The organism is Spongiibacter sp., from assembly GCF_984394615.1.
Map to the genome: position 1 here is coordinate 1 of NZ_CFHTQA010000048.1, position 24837 is coordinate 24837.

Here is a 24837-nt window from a genome sequence, read left to right on the forward strand (position 1 = left end):
CCGGTACTCGGCTTCGGCGAAGGTCAGCTGGCTCATGCAGTAGTCCGGTTGAAATGGGTGTTCGCAGGATTATCTCAAATTCTGGAGGTTGTGCAGACCTTCCCTAAGTATAGATAAGTGGCGCGGAAATACGTTCCACGGCGCAGAGCCTGCAATATTCCCATTAATGATCGCGGCGAGGCGGTTTTTCACGGGGGTCCAGCAAGGACACGATCGCGATTTCATCTTCGTGGGCCAATGGCTTTTCTCCCGGACGGGGCTGGTTCACTCGCGTCGTCGGTTCGGCCACGCCATCGGCATCATCGCGGATCGATTCCTTAAAGCCGCAGCGTACACACTCACGCACCTGCTCTACATCGGACACGCGGTACATGACCGTTTTATCCATTTCCGCACACTTGGGGCACACCGCTCCTGCGATAAACCGCCGCGGTCTGAATTCCGTCGCCATCACGCCGTCCCTCCCGAACGATTGGGTAGAATGCCACTGTGTCGCAGCAAGGCATCGTTCGCGGGCTCACGACCGCGGAAGTTGCGGAACAGTTCTTCCGCATCGCGCGCACCGCCCTGCTCAAGAATTTCCCGACGGAAGCGAGCCCCCGCACCGGGGTCCATGACGCCCTGCTCCTCAAACAGTGAGAATGCATCCGCCGACAGGACTTCTGCCCATTTGTAGCTGTAATAACCGGCCGCGTAACCGCCGGCAAAGATATGGGAAAAGCTGTTCTGGAAGCGGTTGAACGCCGGCGGCAGCAATACAGCCACCTGGTCGCGGACCTCAGCCATGAGCTCGTCAATTTGCGCCTCATCACGAATGTCAGTTTGCATATGCAGGCGGAAATCAAACAGAGCAAACTCAATCTGACGCAACATCTGCATCCCCGACTGGAAGTTTTTCGCCGCCAGCAGTTTGTCCAGAAGGGCCTCAGGTAATGGCTCTCCTGTTTGATAGTGACCGGAAATCAGCGGGATCACAGATTTCTCCCAACACCAGTTTTCCAGAAACTGACTGGGCAGCTCTACAGCGTCCCAGGCGACACCGTTAATGCCCGACACCGACAGGCAATCCACCTGGGTCAGCATATGATGCAGGCCATGCCCAAACTCGTGGAACAGGGTGGTCACTTCATTGTGCGTCAGCAGGGAAGGCCGCGATTCCGTCGGCGGGGTAAAATTGCATACCAGAAAAGCGACCGGGCGCTGTACAAGACCGTCCGCCAACTGTCGGCGCCCCCGGCAATCCGCCATCCATGCACCGCCTCGCTTGTTGGCCCGCGCGTAGATATCCAGATAGAACTGGGCGATCACCTCGCCATCGCGGAGCACATCAAAGCAACGGGCATCGGCGTGCCACAGCGGTGCTTCGCGCGGGGCAAAACTCAAGTCAAAGAGCTCACCCGTCACCGTGAGAAGCCCATCCAGCACCCGCTCAGCAGGGAAGTAGGGACGCAGCTCCTCCTGGGATACCGCGTACTGCTTCTCGCGCAGTTTTTCGCTGAAGTAGGGCACATCCCAGGCCGCCAACTCGGCCTGCCCAAGGTCCGCAGCAAAGGCTTTCAACTCCGCCAGTTCGCGCTCGGCGACCGGACGACTGGCGTCAGCCAGCTCACCCAGAAAATCCAGCACGGTATCGCAACTCGGTGCCATTTTGCTGGCCAGCGAATCCTCTGCGTAATTGGCAAAACCCAGTAGCTGCGCCAACTCCTGCCGCAACTGCAGGATCTCGACCATCAGCGGGCCGTTATCCCACTGGGTGCCGCTGGGCGACAGGGCCGATGCACGGGTAACATAGGCTTCGTACAGTTCACGTCGCAATTCACGGTTGTTGCAGTACTGCATGACCGGCAGGTAAGAGGGAATATCCAGGCTCAGGCGGTAACCGGATTTCTCTTTGGCCTTGGCTGACGCCGCCAGACCCTCGAGCACCGAATCCGGCACGCCGGCAAGCTGCTCGCGATCGTCGATAAACTTTTCCCAGCCATCGGTAGCATCGAGAACGTGATTGGAAAAGCGTGTGGACAGCTCACTCAAGCGATGCTGGATGGCAGTAAAGCGCTGTGCCGCTTCCCCCTCCAACGCGACACCAGAGAGGGTGAAATCCCGCAGCATATTGCGTACCGCCTGCTTGCGAGGCTGGGACAAGTCGTTAAATTCAGGGCTGTCGGCCAAGGCTTTAACACGCTCGTAGAGCGGGCGATTCTGTCCCATTTCACTGTTGTAGGCAGTAAGCAGCGGCAGGCATTCATCGTAGGCAGTGCGCCATTTTTCGCCGCTGATCACCGAGTGCAGGTGACTGAGTGGCGCCCAGAACTGGCCGATGCGGTCATTTACGGCCTCCAGCGGCTCCATGAGGCTGTCCCAGCTCGGCGTCCCACTTTCTTCCAGCAGCGCAGCCACCGCCTTTCGGCTGTCATTCAACAGGGCATCGCACTGCACAGGGTAATCGTCAGGATTCAGTGCAGAAAAGTCGGGGAGTGATTGCTCGGCATACATATTCAGATACTCTCAAATTGCCGTTTTCAGGTGTCCAGCTTACCAGATAGTCCGGTACGACGGCTGCCTTCAGGCCGATTTCCGCCGGGGATTTGGCTGGTTACAATGGAGCAAATGCTTAACAACCGGAGCCACACCATGCCGTATTGCGCCAACGACTATATTCGTCGCTTTAATGGACAGACACCCCAGCTTGGCGAGCGTGTATTTGTTGACCCCAGTGCCGTCGTCATTGGCGATGTGCATATTGGCCGGGACAGTTCGATATGGCCGAATACCACCGTGCGAGGCGATATGCATCGCATCCGCATTGGCGAACGTTGCAGTATTCAAGACAACTCGGTACTGCATATCACCCATGCCGGCCCCTACAACCCCGACGGTTATCCGCTGAGCATCGGCAATGACGTCACCGTTGCCCACAGCGTCACCCTTCATGGCTGTGAGATTGGCAGTCGTGTGCTGATCGGTATGGGCTGTATCGTGATGGACGGGGCAGTTCTCGAGGATGATGTGGTGGTCGGCGCCAACAGCCTGGTGCCACCGGGCAAGCGCTTGGCAAGCGGCTACCTCTACGTGGGCAGCCCCGCCAAGCCGGTGCGCCCACTGAGCGAGAAAGAGTTTGACTACTTTTGCTACAGCTCCGCCAACTACAGCCGCCTGAAGGACCAGCACATTGCCGAGTTAGACGGCGATGGCACCGGTGTCGACGAGTAGATAGCCGAGATACGCCAAGTACACCAGCAACAGCAGGCCGCCCTCGTAGCGCCGTATTTCCGGCGCCTTGCGCGGGCCGAAAGCCACCAGATAAAAAGCCGCCGTGAGCATGATCATCAGCGGGTAATCCCGGCTGACCACCGCGCTATCAATGGCCCCTGGCGACAGCAGGCCGGGCAATGCCATCACCCCCAGCAGATTGAACAGGTTAGAACCGATGACATTGCCGATCGCAATATCGTGCTCACCTTTGCGCGCCGCCGCGACCGATGCCGCCAACTCCGGCAGACTGGTACCGATTGCCACCACGGTGAGACCGATCACCAGATCGCTGACCCCAAAAGCCTGCGCCAACTCCACCGCCGACCAGACCAGCATTCGCGCAGAGCCCATTAGCAGCAGCAAGCCCACCAGCAGCCAGCCCAACGCCACCGGCAGTGACATATCGTGAGGGATTTCCTCTTCAAACTCGGCTTCGATGGCATCGCCGGGGCTGTGTTTGGCTTCCCATAGCTGACGCAAGATCACCGCGACAAAGCCGCATACCAGAATCGTTCCGTCGAGCACATCCAGCACGCCATCGCGCAACAGGAAGTAGCCAATCACCATCACCAGTAACAGTAAGGGCAGTTCGCGGGTAATCAGCTTGCTCTGCACACGAAGGGGAATGTACAAGGCCGTCAGGCCGAGAATCAGCGCAATATTGGTGATATTCGAGCCCAAGGCATTGCCGACGGAAAGCCCCGACTGACCATCCAGTGCTGCCAGTGCCGACACCAACATCTCAGGCGCGGAGGTGCCAATCCCCACCACCAGAATGCCGACCACCAGGGTGGAAACACCGAGAATCGACGCGGTTGCCGACGCTCCCATCACAAAGCGATCAGCACTCCAAACCAGCAACACCAGGCCGACAATCAGCGTGGCCACAACAAGCAACATAATGGATTTCCTTTAGCGCCGCGCTCAGTTTGACAGCGACTGGCGAATCATTTCGATAACAGGTTTGGTATCGGGGCGAACACCCCGCCAAATACAGAAAGACTCGGCGGCCTGCTCAACCAGCATCCCCAAGCCGTCTGACACCGCCCAGGCGGCTTCGGAGGCCGCCCACCGCATAAAGGGGGTGGGATCGGCGCCGTACATCATGTCATAGGCGCAGCAGTCATTACTGAGAATACTGCCAGGCAGCGGCGGCAAGTCGCCACTCATACTCGCACTGGTGCCATTCACAATCAGGTCAAACTGGCCCTCTGACAACAGCTCGTAGCCACCACCGCTTACATCACCCATGTCGGCAAACAGTTCCGCCAGCGATTCTGCCTTGGATGCCGTGCGATTAACGACCAGCAGCCGTTCTGGTCGCTGTTTCAACAGCGGCCCCAGAATCCCGCGTACCGCACCGCCAGCGCCCAGTACCAACACCCGGCGGCCACTGATCTGCCAGCCGAGGTTGTCATTCATGTCACGGACCATCCCCACGCCGTCGGTGTTGTCGCCGTAAATACGGCCATCCTCACCACTCGCCAGGGTATTCACCGCACCAGCAAGCCGCGCTCGACCACTGAGCTCGTCGGCAAACTCAAAGGCATCCAGCTTGAAGGGCACCGTAATATTGAGTCCGCGACCGCCGTTGCGAAAAAATTCCGCAGCCACTTCGGCAAAACGGCCCAGCTCAACCTTGTGGGCGCGGTAGTGAAGCGTCTGTCCGGTTTGCTCGGCAAACGCCGCGTGAATCTGCGGAGATTTGCTGTGTTTGATGGGGTTACCAAACACCGCGTACTGATCGACTGTATCCATAGGGCTAGGCTAACCAATCCCGAGGTGGCAGAAAGTCCCTGTACAGAGCCTGTTCAGGGCTGTTGTCTTCGGGTTGCCAATTATACTCCCATCGCACCAAGGGTGGCAGTGACATGAGTATGGATTCGGTACGGCCGCCGCTTTGCAGACCAAACAACGTGCCGCGGTCAAACACCAAATTGAACTCAACGTAACGGCCGCGACGGTAGAGCTGGAACTGGCGCTCACGCTCGCCCCAAGGCATGTCGCGACGGCGCTGCAGAATCGGCACATAGGCTTTGCAGTAAGAATCGCCGACCGCCTGCATAAATCCAAAGCTGCGTTCGAAGCCGCCCTCGTTCAGATCATCGAAGAACAGGCCGCCAACCCCGCGCGCTTCATCGCGATGCTTGAGATAGAAATACTCGTCACACCACTGCTTGTAACGTGGATACACCTCGTCACCAAACGGCGCACAGGCCTCGAACGCGGTCTGGTGCCAGTGCCGACAATCCTCTTCAAAGCCGTAATAAGGGGTCAGGTCATAGCCGCCGCCGAACCACCATACCGGCTCTTCGCCGTCTTTTTCCGCCACAAAAAAGCGTACATTCGCGTGGCTGGTCGGCAAATAGGGATTGAGCGGATGAATTACCAGCGATACCCCCATTGCCTGATACCGGCGCCCGGCCAGTTCCGGACGGTGTGCCGTGGCACTGGCGGGCATGGTGTCACCCTGAACATGGGAAAAATTGACGCCACCTTTCTCTATCAGCGCCCCATCCGTCATCACCCGGCTGCGACCGCGTCCCCAATCGTCTTCCACAAAACGGGCCTGGCCATCGCAGACCTCCAGCTCCGCGCAGATATGATCTTGCAACGACAGCAAGTACTGCTTAACAGCGGCGATATCGACGTGACTCATAGGGACTCCTAACCCGGTCGAAGAATGTCGCCCGTGAGGGCGTCGCGGATACAGCTCGGTTGCAGGCGACCGCCCAGTCGACCCGGCAAATAATAATCCACCGCGGTGGCAAAATAGCGTTGCGCCTGCGACTGACTGCGGGCCGGCTCCAGGCCTGCCGGGTTGGCTGAGGTCGACACCAGACAACTGCCTGTCGCACGACACAAGGCCCCAGTAAGTGGGTGATCACTTACCCGAACAGCCACACTGTCAAAGCGACCACGAACCCATTCCGGCACAAACTCCCGATCAGGAATAACCCAGCTCACCGGGCCAGGCCAGCTCTGCAACAAGGCCTGCTGACGCTCCTCCGGCAAGCTGGACAGCAGCGGCGCTATCCTTGCCACGCTGTCAGCCACAATCAGCAGCCCTTTGGCCGGATCGCGCTGCTTGAGTTCGCAGATACGGGCCACCGCCGCCGCATCGCCAGGTAGGCAGGCAAGCCCCCACACCGCTTCCGTAGGATGGCAGACAACGCCGCCAACCAGCAGCACATCGGCCGCACGACGCAGGCGAAACTGGGAGATAGCATTCATGGCAAGCGGAAACCTGCGACAAGAGGTGAGTAAACGCGGGCAAGTTACCCAAAGGCGGCAACCATTGCAAATCAGCGACAGCGCTGCCAGCCGCCGTGGGCCTGTTCGGCCCAACCATCCAATTCCAGTTCACTGAGCGCAGACAATAAAGCGGCGACCGTCAGACTACTTCGCTGCGCGAGTTGTTCAAGACTCTGGGGCGCGTCATCCAGCAGAGCATACAGCGGCGGCGGGGCCCCTGATGCCTCGTTGTCGACAGGCGCACGGCCTTGTATCCCGCCGGGCTGTGGCGGCAACTCACTGAGAATATCCTCGAGGGTCTCCACCAGTTTGGCACCTTCGCGAATCAGCGCATTGCAGCCCCGACTGGCCGGACTGTGGATCGAGCCGGGCAGGGCAAAGACTTCACGATTCTGTTCCAGCGCCTGCCTTGCGGTGATCAGCGAGCCGCTCCGTGTGGTTGCCTCCACCACCAGCACCCCGAGCGACAGACCACTGATAATGCGGTTGCGGCGAGGAAACTGGTGCCGCAGTGGCTCCGCCCCCGGTGGGTATTCACTCAGCAGCAAACCGTTTTCAGCAATTGCCCCATACAAGTCGGCATTGCGTCTCGGGTAGCAGACATCCACGCCGCAGCCCAGTATGGCCACCGTGCTGGCATCGGCATCCAGTGCACCACAATGAGCTGCCGCATCAATTCCCAGTGCCAGACCACTGACGATAGTGAAACCGCTGTCGGCCAGTGCGCGGGCAAAGGCTTGGGCATCCTGCTCGCCACGACGGCTGGCCCGGCGGCTTCCCACCATCGCCAGCATGGCCTTACTGAGCAACTCCCGACGGCCACGGAGGTAGAGCAGCAGCGGCGGATCGTGAATTTCCCGCAGCAGAGCCGGGTATTCACTGTCCCCCAAGGACAGCAGGGAGCACTCTGCTGACGTCAGAACGTCGCGCAGGCTCTCTCGCTGCGCACGGTTGGCGAGCCGCTGTGCGAACTCTCGACGCAATCGATCATCCAGGAGCCGTGACGCCTGCGCATCGAGCGTAACGGGCAGCCGCGCTTCCAGCTCTGCACGACTCGCGGATATCAATTCGTCAGGGTGGCGGAATAGCAGCATGAGCGCACGCCAGTGCGCACTGGGGAGTTTGATGCTGCGCTGCAACTGCAGCCAGCAGAGAGCGGCTTCGTCCATGGTCTGCATCCTTGCATGACGGTCCGGCTAGCCTGAGCGCGCCACAGCGCGCTCGTTTATCAGGGATTGCGGACTTTATCGCCAACCTTGAGTGTTTGCTCCGCCTTGAGCACCAGAGCATAGCTGACTTTTTCAAATGTGCGGAACACCATCAGCACCCCAGCGCGTACATCGGGGGTTTGCAGGCGCTCGCCCGTTACCGGATCGCGAACCACGACACCGGTGGTATAAATCGCCAACACATCGCCACTTTGCAGCTCGTTGCGATCCCCCAGATTCAGCGTCACTACATCCATACTGCCAATCTGGGTCAGACCACCCTCTACGGCAATAATGAAGCCATTCTGTGGATCTTGGGGCGCACTGGGTTCAAACCGAGCAACCAGCTCACGACTCTCCAGCGGCAGGAAGCGGTCGGCCCGACGAATCTCTTGCGTGCTGCGATTCAGCGCCAAAGTGGCAATATCGCCTTCGCTCTGCAGCAAGTGGGCAGAGCCGATATCCATGGCTTCAACACCGAGCAACTCGCGGCTGCGGGGATCGACATAGACCTTGCCACGGCGGTAAATGCCGTAATTGTCCTGGCCGGAAAAATCGCCGCGACCGAGGATTTCGTCACCGGCACCCGCAACGATATTGCCGCGCTTGCCAGACAGCACATACGGCGCCGATTCCAGCTCCTCATTACTGACCACCCGGCTGCGGGTCATAAACGGGGCAATGACGTCCAGCGGAATGGCAGGAATGGCGTCGGCAATATCGGAAATCCGCATCTGCGGACTGAGCTTGACCACCGTATTCCCGGCCTCGGGGTTGCGCACCAGCACCGGACGGCCATCGACCCACATCAGTTTGAGCACATCGCCCGGATAAATCAGGTGGGGGTTTTCAACCTGAGGGTTGTAGTACCACAATTCCGGCCAGAGCCACGGGTCGTCGAGGAACATCGCCGAGATATCCCACAGCGTATCACCGCGCTTTACCACATAGGTCTGTGGATGACCGGCTTTCAGCGACAACACATCGCCGGCCTGGGCAACACTGACCAACACCGCTAACAGCAAACCCAGCACGGTATTTTTCATACTTTCGGTCCTTAACACAGTTCATCGGCAATTATGGCCGACGAATCAGGAAATTCCACGGCGCTCGCGGTATACTAGGCGGCTGCATCAGCGTGGCACAAACGCCCCGCCTGTCAGGCCTGCAACGCCGCGCGGCGTTTGCGAATAATCCTTATATTAGCAATAGTTAGGCAACATACACGACAACTTGGTCACAATCACTTATGGCTGTCCTTGAGATACTGGAATTTCCCGACCCACGCCTGCGCACCGTCGCAAAACCGGTAAGCGAGGTAGACGACCGCATTCGTGCGCTGATCGACGACATGTTCGACACCATGTACGAAGCGCCGGGTATCGGGCTCGCTGCCAGTCAGGTAGATGTTCACGAACAAATCGTGGTCATTGATATCAGTGAAGACCGCAGTGAGCCGCTGGTTTTCATCAACCCCGAGATCACCGTGCTCGATGAAGAGCTGTTCCAATACGACGAAGGCTGCCTGTCTGTGCCTGGCTTTTACGAGGCGGTACAACGTCCACGCCACATTCGCGTAAACGCGCTGGACCGCGACGGCAAGCCCTTCGAGATGGAACCGGAGGGCCTGCTCGCCGTATGTATTCAGCACGAACAGGACCACCTGCTCGGCAAACTGTTTGTCGACTATATTTCGCCCCTCAAGCGCAACCGCATTCGCGGCAAGCTGGAGAAAAAACACAAACGCGAGGCGAAGGTATAGGAGACCGCTGGTGCCCGACACCCGATTGAAGCTGGTTTTTGCCGGTACCCCTGAATTCGCTGCCCAGCACCTGAAAGCCCTGCTGGAAGACGGTCGCCATGACGTTATTGCAGTCTATACCCAACCCGATCGCCCGGCCGGGCGCGGCAAGAAGCCACGCCCCAGCCCGGTGAAAGCCCTTGCCGAAGCGGCCGGCCTGCCGGTATACCAACCCCTTAACTTCAAAGCGCAGGACGACCGCGATGCTCTGACGGCGCTGGGCGCCGACCTGATGGTCGTGGTGGCCTACGGCTTGATTCTGCCTCAGGCCGTGCTGGACCTTCCCCGCCTTGGCTGCGTGAACGTACACGCCTCCATCCTGCCGCGCTGGCGAGGTGCGGCGCCAATTCAGCGCGCCATTGAGGCAGGCGATGCGGAAACGGGCGTCACCATCATGCAGATGGCTGCGGGCCTGGACACCGGTGACATGCTGCACATTGTGCGCTGCCCAATCGGCCCCGAGGACACCTCGGCCAGCCTGCACGATCAGCTGGCAGTACTCGGCGGTCCGGCGCTGCTGGATGCACTGGATCAGCTTGCCAGCGGCACCGCGCAACCCGAAGTGCAGGACGACAGCCTGAGCAACTACGCAGCGAAAATCGACAAGGCCGAAGGCGATATCGACTGGACGCTCAGCGCGACAGAACTCGACCGCCGCATTCGCGCCTTTGTGCCATTTCCGGTCTGCTACACCCAACTCGGTGAAGATCGGCTGCGCATCTGGCGGGCAACGCCGGAAACCGGCAGCGGCCAGCCCGGAGAAATTCTCAGCAGCGATAAAAGCGGTATTGTGGTCGCCTGTGGCGAAGGCGCCCTGCGCCTGCTCAGCCTGCAACTCCCCAACGCCCGCCAAATGGATGCCGCCGAACTGCTCAACGGCCATGCCGCGCGCTTCCAGCCCGGCACCGTGTTGGGCGCACGATGAGCTGCCCCCGCGTCGCCGCCGCCCGCTGCCTGGCCGCCGTGCGCAACGGCGCATCCCTGAGCCGCCAGCTCCCCATTGAAGAACGCACGCTGCCCGACAACCAACGCCCCCTTTACCGGGAGTTGTGTTACGGCACGCTGCGCCAGTTCTGGCGTCTCGACGCCGCCTTGAAGCCCTGTTTCAGCAAGGGCCTGAAGCACCGCGACGACGATGTGCGCATGCTGATTTATATCGGTGCCTACCAGCTTTTCCATACCCGGGTTCCTCCCCACGCCGCGATCAACAGCGCAGTGGACGGCTGCCGCAAGCTGAAAAAAAAATGGGCAGCGGGGATGTGCAACGCTATTTTGCGTCGCTGCCAGCGCGACGGCGAGGCGCTGTTTGCCGGACTGCCCCCGGCGGCGGCCAGCGCCCATCCCGAGTGGCTGTATAAGGCCATTACACGTGCCTGGCCAGAGCAGGCCGAAGCGGTACTCGCAGCCAATAACAGTCACCCGCCATTCTGCCTCCGCGTAAACCGCCTTCACGCTGATCGGGACAGCTACCTTCAACAATTGAGCGCCGCCGATATTAGTGCCAATTGCTGCGACTTTGCCCCGCTGGGCCTGCGACTTCCGCAAGCCTGTGCAGTCGATCGCCTGCCCGGTTTCAACGACGGCGCGGTATCGGTTCAGGACGAAGCCGCTCAGCTTTGCACCACACTGCTCGACCTTCAGCCCGGTCAACGCGTACTGGACGCCTGCGCGGCCCCCGGCGGCAAAAGCGGTGCCATTCTGGAAGCTGAGCCGCAACTCGACTCGCTGCTGGCGCTGGACGTCGACGCCTCTCGCCTGACTCGCATTGAAGAAAACCTCGAACGCCTCGGTCTTCGCGCCGCCTGTATTGCCGCAGACGCCGCGAAGCCTGACGAGTGGTGGGACGGCCGGGCCTTTGACCGCATCCTGCTGGATGCCCCGTGCAGCGCTACCGGCGTGCTGCGCCGCAATCCGGATATTCGCCTGCACCGCCGCGCCGACGATATCCCCGCGCTGGCCAAGCTTCAGTCCCGCATCCTCGACGCCCTCTGGGAGTGTCTGGCACCCGGTGGCCTGCTGCTGTACGCCACCTGTTCCGTGCTCCCGCAGGAAAACGAACAGCAAGTTCAGGCTTTCCTGAAACGCCAGCCGAAGGCGCTTGCAGAGACTATTGATGCCGATTGGGGACTGGATCGCGGGGTCGGCCGACAGCTGCTGCCCAGCGTCGACGGCCCCGATGGCTTCTTCTATGCCGCGCTGCGCAAGGTAAATGGCTGAGGAATTGCTTGAGCCGGAGCGGCGAAACACCGCACAATTGCGCCATTGGTGCAGGGCAACTGAAAGCTTATGAAAATTATTATCCTTGGCGCCGGTCAGGTCGGCGGCACACTGGCGGCAAATCTGGCCAGCGAGCACAACGATATTACGGTGGTCGATAAGGACGCCGAGCGCCTGCGCGAGCTGCAAGACCGGCTGGATATAGGCACTGTCTGTGGCTCAGCATCTCACCCCGACGTGCTCTACAGCGCCGGGGCTGAAGATGCCGACATGCTGATCGCCGTGACCAGCTCCGACGAAATCAATATGGTGGCCTGTCAGGTTGCCTACAGTCTGTTCCGCACCCCCACCAAAATCTCCCGCATCCGCTCCAGCTCCTACACCTCGCGAGCCAAACTGTTCGGTGTCGACGCCATTCCCATAGACGTGTTCATCAGCCCCGAAGAGCTGGTCTGCCGCTATATCAAACGCCTGCTGCAATACCCCGGCTCGCTGCAGGTGCTGGATTTTGCCGATGGCAAGGTGCAGCTGGTCGGCGTAAAGGCCTATTACGGCGGCCCGCTGGTCGGCAACGAGCTGGCGACCATCCGCGAACACATGCCCAAAGTCGACACTCGCGTCGCCGCTATTTTCCGGCGGGGCAATGCCATCGTGCCCACCGGCACTACCGTGGTAGAAGCGGGTGACGAGGTGTTCTTTATCGCCGCCAAGAAAAACGTCATGCCGGTGATGAGCGAACTGCGGCGGCTGGATACCCGTTACAAGCGACTGATCATTGCCGGGGGCGGCAACATCGGTGAACGTCTGGCCAGTGCGGTCGAAGGCCGCTACAACGTCAAGATTATCGAGCGTAGCTATGAGCGCTGTCGCACTCTGTCAGAGCAGCTCCGCCACGCCATTGTGTTGCACGGCAGCGCCTCTGACCACGAGCTGCTGGCGCAGGAAAACATCGAGGAGACAGATGTCTTTCTGGCGCTGACCAATGACGACGAGGCCAACATCATGTCCTCACTGTTGGCCAAGCGCATGGGCGCGCGCAAGGTGGTCACCCTGATTACCAATCCGGCGTATGTTGATCTGGTTCAGGGCGGCGAAATCGATATTGCCCTGTCACCGCAACAGATCACCATCGGCAGTCTGCTCACCCATGTGCGTCGCGGCGATATTTACAATGTGCACTCGCTGCGCCGGGGCGCCGCCGAGGCATTGGAAATTATTGCTCACGGCGACAGCCGCTCATCGCGCGTGGTGGGGCGCCGACTGGATGAAATCGACCTGCCCGACGGTGTCACTATCGGTGCCATTGTGCGCGGTGAGGAAGTGATGATTGCCCATAGCCACCTGACCGTAGAAAGCGAAGACCACCTGATTCTCTTCCTGGTCGACAAGAGCAAAATCAAGCTGGTGGAGAAGCTGTTCTCGGTAGGCTTCACCTTCTTTTAAGTAGCGGAGACCGGCATGCACCTGATGACGATCTGCCGCATTATCGGCATCTTGCTGATGATTTTCAGCCTGACGATGGCAATGCCGGCCGCACTGGCATTGATCTATCACGACGGCGCATTGCACGCATTCAGCTCTGCCTTTGTCGTTACCTTCAGCAGCGGCCTGCTGTTGTGGGGAATCAGTCGCGGCCGCCAGCCCGATCTCGGCATTCGCGACGGCTTTCTGGTGGTTTCCCTGTTCTGGACGGTTCTGGGTTTGTTCGGTGCACTGCCGTTCTATCTGTCGGACAGTCCGGGCTTGTCGGTCAGCGATGCGGTCTTTGAGTCCATTTCCGGCCTCACCACCACCGGCGCCACGGTAATCGTCGGCCTCGATGAGCTGCCGATTTCCATCCTGTTTTACCGCCAGTTTCTGCAATGGTTGGGCGGCATCGGGATTATCGTGATCGCCGTAGCGATCTTGCCCATATTGGGCATCGGCGGCATGCAGCTGTATCGCGCCGAAATCCCCGGCCCGGTGAAAGACAATAAACTCACCCCACGTATTACCGGCACCGCAAAAGTGCTGTTTTTAATGTATGTGGCGATGACGGCTGCCTGCACGCTGGCCTATTGGTTGGCGGGAATGACGCCCTTCGACGCCATCGGCCACGCCTTTTCCACCGTGGCGATTGGCGGCTTCTCTACCCACGATGCCAGCATGGGCTACTTCGACAGCCCGCTGATCCTGATGATATGCAGCGTGTTCATGCTGCTGGCCGGCATGAGCTTTGCGATCCATTTCCATGTGTGGCGCGCCCGCAGTGTGCGCCACTACCTGGCAGACTCGGAAACCCGCTTCTACCTCGGCGTGATGCTGATCGCGATGATTTGCGTGTGCGCCTACCTGATTTTCACTGGCGACCAGACACCTGGCGACGGATTGATTCACGGTATTTTCCACACGGTCTCCATTGCCACCACTGCGGGCTTCGGCGCCGACGACTTTGCGTCCTGGCCCAGCTTCCTCCCCATCGGCCTGTTAATGCTCTCTTTTATGGGCGGCTGCGGCGGCTCGACTGGCGGCGGGATGAAAGCCGTGCGCATCATGCTGATTGCCAAGCAGGGCATCCGGGAACTGAAGCAGCTCATTCATCCCAATGCGGTCATTCCTCTGAAAATTGGCTCCACGCGCGTTGAGGCGAAAGTGGTCAGCGCAGTGTGGAGCTTTGTGGGCGTCTACCTGATTTCGTTTATCGGCATTACCTTGTTCATGATGGCCTGCGGGCTGGATTTTCTCTCCGCCTTTTCCGCAACGGCAGCCTCTATCAATAATATGGGGCCAGGCCTGGGCGAGGTCGCCGCCAATTACAGCAGCGTGACCGACATCGGCAAATGGATGCTCTGTTACGCGATGTTGCTGGGGCGACTGGAAATCTTCACCTTGCTGGTACTGCTGATGCCGGCTTTCTGGAGACGTTGATGCCCGTTGCCGACAAATGGGAGCGGCGCTATCAGCAGGCGAACCTCCCCGTCGACGCCTGTGCACTGCTTCAGCAACAGCAGGCACGACTGCCGACAAGCGGCCGGGCACTGGATCTCGCCTGCGGCCTCGGCGGCAACGCGGTGCTGCTCGCCCGCCACGGATTAGCGGTCGATGCAGTGGATAAGGCCGCCACCGCCATTCGCAAACTGTCGGAATACGCCGCACAGCAACAACTGCCGATTAACGCCCTGTGCATCGACCTGGAATGCACCACCTCGCGCTGGCTGCTCGAGCAGCATAGTCGCTATGACGTGATCGTTGTCAGCTATTATCTTCACCGTCCGATTCTGCCATTGATTGAAGCCGCGCTGGCGCCGGGAGGCCTGTTGTTTTACCAGACCTTTAATTCGCTGCGCGCCAGCCCTAGCGGGCCGCAAAACCCCGATTTTTTGCTGACGGAAAATGAGTTGGCTGATCGATTTTCCTCGCTTTCCACACGCCTCCATCGGCAGGACATCAATGCCGAAGAAACGACGAAACCTCTACAAACGCAGTATATTGGCCAACGGGATGCATAATCTTCTGGCGCCCTGTCAGTAGCCCTGCCATGATAGCTACGTCCTGTTAACCGAGTTCACTATGGAGTATCTGCGCTTCATCGTCGCCATAGCGATTGCCGCGATTCTGGCTGCGGGCAGTCTGCTGCTGCCCGAGCACCGATTCGACAGCAATGTGGTCGCACTGGCGGTGTTTTCGACCGCACTGGCACTGCTGCTCGCCTATTGCAGTTTCCGTCTTGCACGCTTCAAACAACGTGCTGCCAGCAGCATAGAGGAGGCCGAGCGACTGGCCACCTTGCTGGAACACAGTCCGGCGGCGCTGGTCTTGCTGGACCAGCAATTTCAGCCTCTTTATATCAACAAAAAATTCCGCAACCTCAGCCGCCTGCCCGATAACAGCCGCCGCGAAGATATCGCCGACATGCTGGCCCGCGTCAGTGAAGATACTCGCCAACAGGCTCTGGCCACGCTTCGACAAGGCCGCGACTGGGAAGGGGAGCTGCATATGCAGCTGCAGGGCCAGGACGAGTATATATCGGCCGTGGCCAGTGCTATTTACGATGCCGAAGGAAACATCGAGCAGTATCTGATCAGCTGCGAAGATATCTCCGAACACAAGGCGATTGCCAACCGGCTGTTTGTTCGCGAGCACTACAATGTGCTGACCGGCCTGCCCAATCGACAGCTGGCCTTGAAGAACCTCCAGCACAGTATTGAACAACGCAACGGCTTTGGATTGCTGCATATCGACCTGGATCGCGTTCGCTATATCAACGACTCGCTGGGTCACTGGGTCGTCGACCGCCTTTTCCGCAGCACGGCCGAGCGCCTGCAACGCTGCTTGCGTAACGACCAGTTGCTGGCGCACCTGGGGGCCGACGAATTTCTGGTGGTCCTGGGCGATAACAGCTGCCGCGACGAAGCCCGTATTTTTGCCGACAGCTTGCTCGAGATAATCAGCGAGCCACTCGCCATCGACACTCACGATATCACCCTGTCCGCCAGCATCGGCATTGCCCTGTATCCGGATGATGGCGACGGCGCCGAAACCCTGTTGCGCCGGGCAGAAGCGGCCATGTTTACCGCTAAAAGCCGGGGCGGTGGTCAATTCTGTTTCTATGAAGCGGGCATGAGCAGCCAGGCCGAGCAGCGATTGGAAACCGAAGCTCAACTGCGGCGCGCCATTGAAAAAGATGAGTTCAAGCTGCACTACCAGCCCGTCGTCGACCTGAGTACCAACAAGCTGATCGGTGCCGAGGTGCTGCTGCGCTGGTATAACAACGAGCTGAAAAACCCCGGCCCTGACCGATTTATTGGCATCGCCGAAGAGTGTGGCCTGATCAACGGAATTGGCGAGTGGGTGTTGATCAACGCCTGCAAGCAGGCGGTGCGCTGGCGGCACGCCGGACTGCCCGAGATGAGTATTGCGGTGAATATCTCCGCCCGACAGTTCGAGGGCGCACAGGTGGTGGAGAGTGTTAAGAAAGCACTGAAACAGTCCGGGCTGCCTGCCAAACAACTCGAGCTGGAGATTACCGAGGGACTGCTGATTAACGACGATCCCAAAATCCGCGAGTGCTTCCAGCAGCTCAAGGCACTGGGAGTGAAACTGTCACTGGACGACTTCGGCACCGGCTATGCGTCGCTGAGCTATCTGAAGCGCTATCCCTTCGATATTCTCAAAATCGATCGCAGCTTTGTTCACGACATCGACCGCAGCGGCGACAGCATGACGCTGGTGAACGCCATTATCGCCATGGCTCACAGCTTCAATATGTCGGTGATTGCTGAAGGTGTGGAAAACCTTCAGCAGCGGCGCCTGCTGCGCGATCATCACTGCGATAAGGTACAGGGCTTCCTCTACGCACCGGCGCTCAATGCGGAAAGCTTTGAAGACTGGGCGAACCGCTACCGTGAAATCCAGCAGGCGCGCCACGTCTGAGCTCCAGCGCTACGGCAGGCGGGGATGCAAGGCGCTATCTCCAGACCATATCGCGGGCGGCAGGCAGAGGGGCAGGGGAGACGCGCCCGGCAACAGCCAGACAGGCGCCGCAAAGGCAACGGGGCGATCACCGGCATCGCCATCCAGAACCCGCACAAAGGCATAGCGTTTTTCCGCCGACACGGTGAGTGTGCCCGTCAGCGTGTCGCCACGCCCTTCTGCAATCACTTCATTCCCCGGCCCCACCAGTTGAATTCGGGCACTGCTCATCGGCGCGCCGCTGTGGCGGCGCACCGTCACAGTAAAGGGCAGAGTCGTTCCGGCAGGACGCTGTAATCTCGCACCCATGGCCTGACCATCAACGTGGTAGTCGAGGCGCAAATCATTGTAATGCTGCGCCACGGCGTACATGCGCCGGGCAAGCATGGCGTCGCGCAGATCGTCCAGCTTACGGGAGCGAGCGACAATCACCGTTTTAGGCAGATCGGGGTCACCCCAAGTAACCCCGTGATGATCTTCCGAGCCCACCGGCGCAAGGTGCCAGCCCTTGTCCAGAGCGTAGCTGAACCAACTGCCGAGCGGGCCATCGCTGTCATATTCACTGCCCTTGCCAAACACCTCCAACCCCACCACCCGATAGTCGGCGTGGGGAACATAGCGGAAGTCATTAAAGGTAAAGCCCGGGTCTCCACCGGCAAACTCAAAGGCACTCTCCAGATCATCTTCCCGACCCGGATGATTGAAGCTGAGCAGGCCATCGCTGCCGCCGCCAAACTGCGCGGGATAACTGAACCACTCCCAGAACAGTGCCATGGTCACGGCGTAGCCGGGCCCGGTTTTAGCATTGACGTAATTGCGCGAGAAGAAAATATTGGCATGCCCGAAACGGTCAGAGGTCCACTCAAAACCACGAAACGCGGTAAAGCTGTCGTCGCTAGCCGCCTCACTCTGCGTCAGCGTTGCCGACCACTTGGCAAAGGCGTCCTGTGGCCGGTCTTTATCAACCAGAATCAGACAGTAGAGAAAGTCCTCGGCACTGCACTCCGCGCGACTCAGCCCCACTGAAAGCGGAATACCGATATTGTCAGAGTGGTCGGCGCTGCCAACAAAATCAAAACCGCTCTGTTTTACCCGGCGATAAACGTCTGCCGGGCGGGTCAACGGCGTGCCATCTGAATAGGCCGTGTGCTCATGAAGGCTACCCGCATAGTGGTGGAAACTGTCGGCGTCATAGGCGGGCGTGCACGCATCGGCGGGCGCTTCCGGACCGATCTGTTCCAACACATAGCTCGGGTCCGTCACATCCAGAAAGGCGTCGTAGCAACCCGCAGCCGTCGGCTCGCTCAAACAGTTTCTTACCGAGGGACCGATCAGGTCGCCCAGCAGGCAGTCTGGGCTGAGAGGATCATCGCAGGCGGCAAACGCGTCGGGATTCAATAACGCCGACATGGGGTAGAGGGGACAACCCATCTGCAAGGGATCCATCAGACAATTCAATGGGTCAACATCCGCCGCCTGTCGCGGCAGCAGTTGCAAGCGGCGCACGGCCGTCGTGGTATCGACGCCGTCACTCACACGCAGGGCCAAATCGACTTCGATCGGTGCATCCAGTGCCGGCACCGTCAGCTCGGCGTGTGTCTCTTGCGCGTTTCGCACCGCCAAGGGGGGCTGGCCTTCTTCCTGTAAGGGCTCCCAGAAATAACTCAACGGATCACCATCGGCATCGCTGGCATCCGCCTGCAGGCGGATGGTCTCGCCGCTGTAGGCAACAGCACTGCTTACCGCAGCGGTATGGATCAGCGGGGTCGCATTGCTGGCCGGTTGCAGCAGAATGCGAATATCATCGTGGGCTTCCGCAGCCTCGTTATCAATCGCGGTAAGCCGCAGAAGCATTTCACGGGGCACAGCCGTCAGTGGCGCCACAAACCGCGCGGTCAGACTGTCGGCATCAACAATCTCCAGGTCAGCGTCTTCTCCCAACGCGCGCCAGAGTACGGCGCTGATACTCCCATCGGGGTCAGACGCACGCCCTGACAAGCGAATCGTGTCGCGACTTTTCGCCGTCAGATCTTCGCCCGCATCGACCTCAGGTAACTGATTAACGAGGTTGTCCAATACGTACAGGCGCAGGGTTTTACGAGCAACAAAGCCGCCGCTGTCACGTACCGTAAGCTCGAATACCAGGGTCTCGGGCTGATCCACCTGCGGTAGCTGAAGCTGGAGAGTATCCTGGTCGCTCGCACCGATAACGCTTGCCGCAGGCCCGTTGAGCTGTGTCCACCGCAGGGCTCGCACGCTGCGTCCGCCACGCGCTTGCGCCGAAGCATTGAGGTGGATCGCTGAGGCTTCATCGACGGTTCTGTCTTCACCGAGAGAAATGAGGGGTTTTTCGGCGGGATGCTCGGACGGGTAAACGTGGACGGTCTTTGTGGACTCACCCACAGTCACCCCCTCTTGCCGGGCCGCAGCTCGCACAACGAGGCTACTCGCCGCACCGGGCTCAACACTTCGGTAGCTGAAGCGCTCACCGTCTATCTGCTGCAAATTAAGAAGGCCATTACCCTCGAGAACCTGCCAGCGCCATTCCACGGCCTCGTCGCCATCAACGTCGGCGATCAGCGTTTGCACGTGGCCGGCGGCAATAGTGCCCGCACCGGATATCACAATTCGGCGTTCAACTGGGTCGGGAGTCGTCTCGCTATTTGAACCGCTTCCAGAACCCCCACAGCCCAGCAGCATCGCCACGACGACAGCCAGGCCGCTCCATGTATGCGCGCGCATGTCTCACCCTCAATCCCAAGCCAAATAGCCGCGCAGTGTAGAGGTGAATCGTGACAGCCGTATTAAAAGAGGGTCAGGACAGGCCCCGGTGCCGCCGAATCAAATCGTAGGCCGCGCGGATGTCCTGCGACTTCTCCGTCGCCAGCTTGATCATGTCCTCAGGCATTCCCTTGGCGATCAGCTTATCGGGGTGATGCTCGCTCATTAATCGCCGGTAAGCCTTTTTCAACTCGGCATCGCTGACCTCGGCGTTAATCCCCATCGCCTGATAGGCATCAGCCAGTTCGTCGTGACTGTCACGGTGCGCCTGCTCACGGTTCGAGGAGTATTGATAGTGGAAGTGGTGCTGGGCGCGGGTCATGTTCAGCAGCTGCTCGAAGCGCGCGCTATTGAAGCCGAGAAAATGCGCCACACGGCGAAGCACCTTTTCCTCCGCCGGATCGATGGTCCCGTCAGCAACGGCCATCGCCAGCAGTGCCTCAATCAGCATCTGCTTGAGCAGTGGCTGACGTCCGCAGTGCTCGATGAAGGTCGAGACACAAGTCTCGAGTTCGAAACCGGCTTCGCTACCCTCTTTAAACCGGGCTATCGCCTGACGGCGGCGCTCACCACTCAACCCCAGTTGCGTAAATATCGCCTCGGCCTGCTGAACCTCCATCTCGCAGACGCGTCCGTCGGCCTTGGCGAGGTAACCCATAATGCGAAAAGTGCTGTCAAAGAAGACCTTTTGCAGCTGCTCTCGCTCAGCGACGTAATTGAAGCCCATGGCCCGCTTCAGGCCTCGGTCAAACAGGTGCCCGATAAGCAGGCCAACGGCAGCCAGAATGAGGCCTCCCGAAAAGTAGCCCAGCAAGGCACCAATGATTTTTCCCATGTTTCCGCTCCGCGAGGAATTTTGGGAATCATAGCAAGCCGCCCCAACACAGAGCCAACTGCGATCTCGCGTCGCCCCGCTGCCCACAAGCCTGTATAATCGCCGTCTTTCTGACACCGATTTGAGCACAGCGCACGAAGTGGGGATCACTGTGAACCAGGCAGATGTAAGCAGCTTTCAGGGACTTATCCTGAGCCTGCAGCAATTTTGGGCCAAGCAGGGCTGCGTCGTATTGCAGCCACTGGATATGGAAGTAGGGGCGGGCACCTTCCACCCATCCACATTTTTGCGGGCGGTAGGGCCGGAGAGCTGGAACGCGGCATACGTTCAACCTTGTCGCCGCCCCACTGATGGTCGCTACGGTGAAAATCCCAACCGTCTGCAACACTACTACCAGTTTCAGGTCGTGATGAAGCCCTCACCGGACAATATTCAGGAGCTGTACCTGGACTCGCTGCGCATGCTGGGTATTGACCCCACGGTCCACGACATTCGCTTTGTTGAAGACAACTGGGAGTCTCCCACACTGGGCGCCTGGGGCCTGGGCTGGGAAGTCTGGCTGAACGGCATGGAAGTCACCCAGTTCACTTACTTCCAGCAGGTGGGCGGCATCGAGTGCTTCCCTGTGACCGGCGAAATCACTTACGGCCTTGAGCGCATTGCCATGTACCTGCAGGGCGTCGACAGTATCTATGACCTGGTATGGACCGATGGCCCCGAGGGCAAAGTGACCTACGGCGATGTGTTCCACCAGAACGAAGTGGAGATGTCGACCTACAACTTTGAGGAAGCGGACGTTCAGCAGTTGTTCGCCAACTTCGACCACTACGAAGCCGAGAGCCAGCGTCTGGTCGCCAAGGGCTTGCCCCTGCCTGCCTATGAAATGGTGATGAAAGCGTCCCACGCATTCAACCTGCTGGATGCCCGCCACGCCATCTCGGTGACTGAGCGGCAGCGCTTTATTTTGCGCGTGCGTGGCTTGGCCCGTGCGGTAGCCAACGCCTACGATGAGGCGCGCAACCAGCTCGACTATCCGCTGGCCAGCGACGAACGAAAAGCACTTTGGCGCGAGCAGTTTCGCGCAGAACAAGGAAACGCGTGATGAGCAAGCGAGATCTGCTGATTGAGATTGGCACTGAAGAACTGCCACCCAAAGCCCTGAACACGCTGTCACAAGCTTTCACGCAAAGTATTGCCGAGCAGCTCCAGAGTGAAGCGCTGCACAGCGACGCTATTACGGCCTATGCCTCCCCCCGCCGGCTGGCCGTGCTGATCAGCGGTCTGGACGAACAGGCACCGGACAAGGCCATTGAGAAATGGGGCCCGCCGGTCAAAGTCGCGTTTAAAGATGGGCAGCCCACCAAGGCCGCAGAAGCCTTTGCCAGCGGCAATGGCATTGCACTGGAAGACTTGAACAATTACATCGCCAACGACGGCAAGCAGGATAAGCTCTGCTACCGCAGCACGCAGGCAGGCAGTCTGAGCAAGGCGCTGGTTGCAGGTATCACCGAGCAGGCGCTGGCATCGCTGCCCATCCCAAAGCGCATGCGCTGGGGCGCCAAGCGCGAGCAGTTTGTTCGTCCGGTCCACTGGATCATTATGCTGTTTGGCGACGAGGTCATCAGCGACAGCGTGATGGGCATTGAAGCCGGTCGCGACAGCCGCGGGCACCGCTTTCACAGCCAGGGAGCGATCAGCATTCAGTCTCCCTCAAGCTATGTCGAGCAGATGGAAAGCCAGGGCAAGGTCATTGTGGACAGCGAACGCCGCAAGGCGATGATTCGCCGTCAGGTAGAGGCGGAAGGGCAGCGACTGGGCGGCCAAGCCGTCATCGACGACGACCTGCTGGACGAAGTCACCGCGCTGGTTGAATGGCCGGTAGCGCTGGCGGGCAACTTTGAAGAACGCTTCCTGAAAGTCCCCGCCGAAGCCTTGGTGTCTTCTATGAAGGAGCACCAGAAGTACTTCCATGTCGTCGATTCTAACGGCAAACTTATGCCGCACTTTATTACCGTCTCAAACATTGAAAGCAGCGATCCGCAAAAGGTCATTGATGGCAACGAGCGGGTGATTCGTCCCCGCCTCAGTGACGCCGCCTTCTTTTTTGAAACAGACTGCAAAAGCTCTTTGGCTGAACGCCGCGAGCGCCTGAAAAGTATCGTTTTTCAGGAAAAGCTGGGCAGTATTTTTGACAAAACCGAGCGCGTCGCGACGCTGGCCGCCGCGATAGCTAATCAGCTCAGTTATAGCGCTGATGATGCTCGCCGGGCGGCGGAACTTTGCAAAAGCGATCTGGTATCGGAAATGGTGCTGGAATTTGACGATATGCAAGGTATCGCCGGTTACTACTACGCCGTGAATGACGGCGAGAACGACAATATCGCGCAGGCGATGCAACAACAGTACCTGCCCCGTTTTGCCGGCGACGCGCTCCCAGAGTGTGAAGCGGGTATTGCCGTTGCTCTGGCCGACCGGCTCGATACGATCAGCGGTATTTTTGGCATCGGCCAGCAGCCCTCGGGCTCTAAAGATCCTTTTGCGCTTCGCCGCGCGTCACTCGCCGTCATGCGGATTATTATCGAGAAAGGCCTGGATCTGGACCTGGGTGAGTTGCTGGGTGTCGCGCTTAAACAGCATGCCGCCGCCGACAACAGCGCTGAACAGCAACAGACCATTCTCAACTATATGTTTGAGCGCCTGCGCGCCTGGTATGAAGACCAAGGCATCAGTGCGGAAATTTTCCTCGCCGTCGGCGCCAAAGGCGTTACCCGCCCGACCGATTTCGACCAGCGCGTAAAAGCGGTACAGGCCTTCGCGCAACTGGAAGAAGCCAGCGCACTGGCCGCCGCTAACAAGCGGGTGTCCAATATTCTGGCGAAATCCGAGCTGGCATTGGGCGATGCTGTAGACGAAGCACTGTTGCAGGAAGAAGCCGAGAAAGGCCTGTTCGTCGCGATGCAGGCGAGCAGCCAGCAAGTCGGCCCGCTGTTTGCCAAGCGCGACTACACCGAAGGCCTCAAAACACTGGCGGTACTGCGCACCCCGGTCGACCGCTTCTTTGACGAGGTGATGGTCAATGCCGAGGACGAGGCTCTCAAGAAGAACCGGCTGACCCTGCTCAGCCAGCTACAGGCTCTGTTCCTGGAGGTAGCGGATATTTCGCTGCTGGTTCCAGCCAAGAAATAAGGCAAAGCATGAAATCGCTGTACACCGGGATATTGGCCATCCGTTCGGCGGCATTTTTTGCCGCCTATGCGTTCATTACCCTGTTCTTCAGTATCAGCGGCATTGTTTTCACCTGGTTTTTGCCGTTCAGGCTGCGCGGCCGGTATTTTGTTATTGGCAACACCCTGATCATCCTTTGCCTGCGACTATTCTGTGGCGTCCGTACGGAAGTTATCGGCACGCTGCCTAAGGCGTCAGATGGCCCCTACGTCGCCTTGGCCAAGCACCAAAGCCAATGGGAAACCTTTTATCTGCAGTGGTTTCTGTTTCCCGTTGCCACCGTCGTCAAGAAGGAGCTGCTGTCGATTCCCTTCTTTGGCTGGGCGCTGCGCATGATGAATGCCATTGGTATTGATCGCAGCAATCCACGTACAGCCATGCGCCAGACCATGGAGAAGGGCACGCAGCGACTGCGCGACGGCTACAACCTGCTGATCTTTCCCGAAGGCACTCGAGTGAATCATGGTGAGCGCGGCAAGTATGCGCGCGGTGGCGCCGGGATCGCGGTGAAAGCTGGAGCGCCTATATTACCCATCGCGCACAATGCCGGGCGCGTCTGGCCGGCGAAAAGCCTGATTATTCACCCCGGTGTGGTCACTCTGCATATTGGAGCACTGATCAACACGCACGACAGAGACCCGAAACAGCTTTCAGAAGAAGTGGGGGAGTGGATCGAAGCACGCTGTTCAGAAATGCCGTGAACAGAAACTCCACCCATAAAAAAAGCCCGGCATGTGCCGGGCTTTTTTATTTCTGACTGTCCCGTCCTGAAATAGGTTTACACCCACGAGGCCTATTTATGGATACCACTA

At 59.2% G+C, this 24837-nt stretch carries 21 protein-coding genes; 11 read left to right on the plus strand and 10 right to left on the minus strand.

The genetic code is table 11. The features are described from left to right. Window positions 1-163: 163 nt before the first annotated feature. Entirely contained in the window at window positions 164-451 is a 288-nt protein-coding gene (locus AC5DB9_RS14415; protein WP_022958880.1) for a YheV family putative zinc ribbon protein, read from the minus strand. Continuing rightward, on the minus strand, window positions 451-2493 hold the full coding sequence (locus tag AC5DB9_RS14420; protein WP_272989771.1) for a M3 family metallopeptidase: 2043 nt from the start codon (window positions 2491-2493) through the stop codon (window positions 451-453). The genes AC5DB9_RS14415 and AC5DB9_RS14420 overlap by 1 nt, the downstream gene beginning before the upstream one ends. A gap of 114 nt (window positions 2494-2607) precedes the next feature. On the opposite strand from AC5DB9_RS14420, the gene AC5DB9_RS14425 reads away from it, so the two are divergent. Continuing rightward, window positions 2608-3210 (plus strand): gamma carbonic anhydrase family protein, encoded by a 603-nt coding sequence (locus AC5DB9_RS14425; protein WP_272989774.1) that lies wholly within the window; start codon window positions 2608-2610, stop codon window positions 3208-3210. On the opposite strand, the gene AC5DB9_RS14430 is transcribed toward AC5DB9_RS14425, so the two are convergent. The 6 genes from AC5DB9_RS14430 to AC5DB9_RS14455 form a co-directional block, all read right to left on the minus strand. Further along, entirely contained in the window at window positions 3178-4152 is a 975-nt protein-coding gene (locus AC5DB9_RS14430) for a calcium/sodium antiporter (protein WP_272989777.1), read from the minus strand. The two genes, AC5DB9_RS14425 and AC5DB9_RS14430, sit on opposite strands and share 33 nt — an antisense overlap. A gap of 24 nt (window positions 4153-4176) precedes the next feature. Next, complete coding sequence (gene aroE, locus AC5DB9_RS14435) at window positions 4177-5010, minus strand: shikimate dehydrogenase (protein ID WP_022958884.1); 834 nt, start codon at window positions 5008-5010, stop codon at window positions 4177-4179. A 4-nt stretch (window positions 5011-5014) separates the two neighbouring features. Further along, window positions 5015-5911 (minus strand): oxygen-dependent coproporphyrinogen oxidase, encoded by an 897-nt coding sequence (gene hemF, locus AC5DB9_RS14440; RefSeq protein ID WP_022958885.1) that lies wholly within the window; start codon window positions 5909-5911, stop codon window positions 5015-5017. 8 nt (window positions 5912-5919) lie between these two features. Further along, a complete protein-coding gene (gene tsaC / locus AC5DB9_RS14445; RefSeq protein ID WP_272989783.1) occupies window positions 5920-6486 on the minus strand; it encodes an L-threonylcarbamoyladenylate synthase type 1 TsaC in 567 nt (188 codons plus the stop codon). Window positions 6487-6557: 71 nt separating this feature from the next. Beyond that, complete coding sequence (gene dprA / locus AC5DB9_RS14450) at window positions 6558-7676, minus strand: DNA-processing protein DprA (RefSeq protein ID WP_272989785.1); 1119 nt, start codon at window positions 7674-7676, stop codon at window positions 6558-6560. A gap of 59 nt (window positions 7677-7735) precedes the next feature. Continuing rightward, window positions 7736-8761 carry a LysM peptidoglycan-binding domain-containing protein gene (locus tag AC5DB9_RS14455; protein WP_022958888.1) on the minus strand — a complete coding sequence of 342 codons (1026 nt, stop codon included), beginning with the start codon at window positions 8759-8761 and terminating at the stop codon, window positions 7736-7738. 203 nt (window positions 8762-8964) lie between these two features. On the opposite strand from AC5DB9_RS14455, the gene def reads away from it, so the two are divergent. The 7 genes from def to AC5DB9_RS14490 all read left to right on the plus strand — a co-directional run bounded on the left by def (window position 8965) and on the right by AC5DB9_RS14490 (window position 17145). Continuing rightward, window positions 8965-9477, plus strand: a complete 513-nt coding sequence (gene def, locus AC5DB9_RS14460; RefSeq protein ID WP_022958889.1) for a peptide deformylase — start codon at window positions 8965-8967, stop codon at window positions 9475-9477. 10 nt (window positions 9478-9487) lie between these two features. Further along, window positions 9488-10441: a methionyl-tRNA formyltransferase gene (fmt, locus tag AC5DB9_RS14465; protein WP_272989791.1), complete on the plus strand. Its 954-nt coding sequence runs from the start codon at window positions 9488-9490 to the stop codon at window positions 10439-10441. Further along, entirely contained in the window at window positions 10438-11733 is a 1296-nt protein-coding gene (rsmB, locus tag AC5DB9_RS14470; protein WP_272989793.1) for a 16S rRNA (cytosine(967)-C(5))-methyltransferase RsmB, read from the plus strand. The genes fmt and rsmB overlap by 4 nt, the downstream gene beginning before the upstream one ends. Window positions 11734-11802: 69 nt before the next feature. Further along, window positions 11803-13176, plus strand: coding sequence for a Trk system potassium transporter TrkA (gene trkA / locus AC5DB9_RS14475; protein ID WP_272989796.1), 1374 nt, complete (start codon window positions 11803-11805; stop codon window positions 13174-13176). A gap of 15 nt (window positions 13177-13191) precedes the next feature. Continuing rightward, entirely contained in the window at window positions 13192-14640 is a 1449-nt protein-coding gene (locus AC5DB9_RS14480) for a TrkH family potassium uptake protein (RefSeq protein ID WP_272989799.1), read from the plus strand. Then, complete coding sequence (locus tag AC5DB9_RS14485; RefSeq protein WP_022958894.1) at window positions 14640-15221, plus strand: class I SAM-dependent methyltransferase; 582 nt, start codon at window positions 14640-14642, stop codon at window positions 15219-15221. Before AC5DB9_RS14480 ends, AC5DB9_RS14485 begins: the two co-directional genes overlap by 1 nt. A gap of 61 nt (window positions 15222-15282) precedes the next feature. After that, on the plus strand, window positions 15283-17145 hold the full coding sequence (locus tag AC5DB9_RS14490) for a putative bifunctional diguanylate cyclase/phosphodiesterase (protein ID WP_272989805.1): 1863 nt from the start codon (window positions 15283-15285) through the stop codon (window positions 17143-17145). Window positions 17146-17154: 9 nt separating this feature from the next. Here the strand turns inward: AC5DB9_RS14490 and AC5DB9_RS14495 are convergent, their stop codons facing one another. Together AC5DB9_RS14495 and djlA are read right to left on the minus strand one after the other, a co-directional pair. After that, window positions 17155-19926: a PKD domain-containing protein gene (locus AC5DB9_RS14495; protein WP_272989808.1), complete on the minus strand. Its 2772-nt coding sequence runs from the start codon at window positions 19924-19926 to the stop codon at window positions 17155-17157. Between the two features lie 73 nt (window positions 19927-19999). Then, window positions 20000-20800, minus strand: a complete 801-nt coding sequence (gene djlA, locus AC5DB9_RS14500) for a co-chaperone DjlA (RefSeq protein ID WP_272989811.1) — start codon at window positions 20798-20800, stop codon at window positions 20000-20002. A 151-nt stretch (window positions 20801-20951) separates the two neighbouring features. On the opposite strand from djlA, the gene glyQ reads away from it, so the two are divergent. From glyQ to AC5DB9_RS14515, 3 genes are read left to right on the plus strand one after another with little or no spacing between them, the layout of a single operon-like run. Next, window positions 20952-21902 (plus strand): glycine--tRNA ligase subunit alpha, encoded by a 951-nt coding sequence (glyQ, locus tag AC5DB9_RS14505; protein ID WP_272989814.1) that lies wholly within the window; start codon window positions 20952-20954, stop codon window positions 21900-21902. Further along, window positions 21902-23986 (plus strand): glycine--tRNA ligase subunit beta, encoded by a 2085-nt coding sequence (gene glyS, locus AC5DB9_RS14510; RefSeq protein WP_272989817.1) that lies wholly within the window; start codon window positions 21902-21904, stop codon window positions 23984-23986. The genes glyQ and glyS overlap by 1 nt, the downstream gene beginning before the upstream one ends. An 8-nt stretch (window positions 23987-23994) precedes the next feature. After that, window positions 23995-24726: a lysophospholipid acyltransferase family protein gene (locus AC5DB9_RS14515; RefSeq protein ID WP_272989820.1), complete on the plus strand. Its 732-nt coding sequence runs from the start codon at window positions 23995-23997 to the stop codon at window positions 24724-24726. Window positions 24727-24837: the final 111 nt, after the last annotated feature.

What these genes read in the sequence shown, in the direction of transcription:
- hemF (WP_022958885.1), bottom strand. Translation starts at nt 5,911, where the DNA reads ATGAGTCACGTCGATATCGCCGCTGTTAAGCAGTACTTGCTGTCGTTG.
- aroE (WP_022958884.1), bottom strand. Translation starts at nt 5,010, where the DNA reads ATGGATACAGTCGATCAGTACGCGGTGTTTGGTAACCCCATCAAACAC.
- AC5DB9_RS14495 (WP_272989808.1), bottom strand. Translation starts at nt 19,926, where the DNA reads ATGCGCGCGCATACATGGAGCGGCCTGGCTGTCGTCGTGGCGATGCTG.
- glyS (WP_272989817.1), top strand. Translation starts at nt 21,902, where the DNA reads ATGAGCAAGCGAGATCTGCTGATTGAGATTGGCACTGAAGAACTGCCA.
- AC5DB9_RS14425 (WP_272989774.1), top strand. Translation starts at nt 2,608, where the DNA reads ATGCTTAACAACCGGAGCCACACCATGCCGTATTGCGCCAACGACTAT.
- AC5DB9_RS14515 (WP_272989820.1), top strand. Translation starts at nt 23,995, where the DNA reads ATGAAATCGCTGTACACCGGGATATTGGCCATCCGTTCGGCGGCATTT.
- def (WP_022958889.1), top strand. Translation starts at nt 8,965, where the DNA reads ATGGCTGTCCTTGAGATACTGGAATTTCCCGACCCACGCCTGCGCACC.
- AC5DB9_RS14415 (WP_022958880.1), bottom strand. Translation starts at nt 451, where the DNA reads ATGGCGACGGAATTCAGACCGCGGCGGTTTATCGCAGGAGCGGTGTGC.
- AC5DB9_RS14480 (WP_272989799.1), top strand. Translation starts at nt 13,192, where the DNA reads ATGCACCTGATGACGATCTGCCGCATTATCGGCATCTTGCTGATGATT.
- djlA (WP_272989811.1), bottom strand. Translation starts at nt 20,800, where the DNA reads ATGGGAAAAATCATTGGTGCCTTGCTGGGCTACTTTTCGGGAGGCCTC.
- tsaC (WP_272989783.1), bottom strand. Translation starts at nt 6,486, where the DNA reads ATGAATGCTATCTCCCAGTTTCGCCTGCGTCGTGCGGCCGATGTGCTG.
- AC5DB9_RS14455 (WP_022958888.1), bottom strand. Translation starts at nt 8,761, where the DNA reads ATGAAAAATACCGTGCTGGGTTTGCTGTTAGCGGTGTTGGTCAGTGTT.
- trkA (WP_272989796.1), top strand. Translation starts at nt 11,803, where the DNA reads ATGAAAATTATTATCCTTGGCGCCGGTCAGGTCGGCGGCACACTGGCG.
- dprA (WP_272989785.1), bottom strand. Translation starts at nt 7,676, where the DNA reads ATGGACGAAGCCGCTCTCTGCTGGCTGCAGTTGCAGCGCAGCATCAAA.
- AC5DB9_RS14420 (WP_272989771.1), bottom strand. Translation starts at nt 2,493, where the DNA reads ATGTATGCCGAGCAATCACTCCCCGACTTTTCTGCACTGAATCCTGAC.
- AC5DB9_RS14485 (WP_022958894.1), top strand. Translation starts at nt 14,640, where the DNA reads ATGCCCGTTGCCGACAAATGGGAGCGGCGCTATCAGCAGGCGAACCTC.
- rsmB (WP_272989793.1), top strand. Translation starts at nt 10,438, where the DNA reads ATGAGCTGCCCCCGCGTCGCCGCCGCCCGCTGCCTGGCCGCCGTGCGC.
- AC5DB9_RS14490 (WP_272989805.1), top strand. Translation starts at nt 15,283, where the DNA reads ATGGAGTATCTGCGCTTCATCGTCGCCATAGCGATTGCCGCGATTCTG.
- AC5DB9_RS14430 (WP_272989777.1), bottom strand. Translation starts at nt 4,152, where the DNA reads ATGTTGCTTGTTGTGGCCACGCTGATTGTCGGCCTGGTGTTGCTGGTT.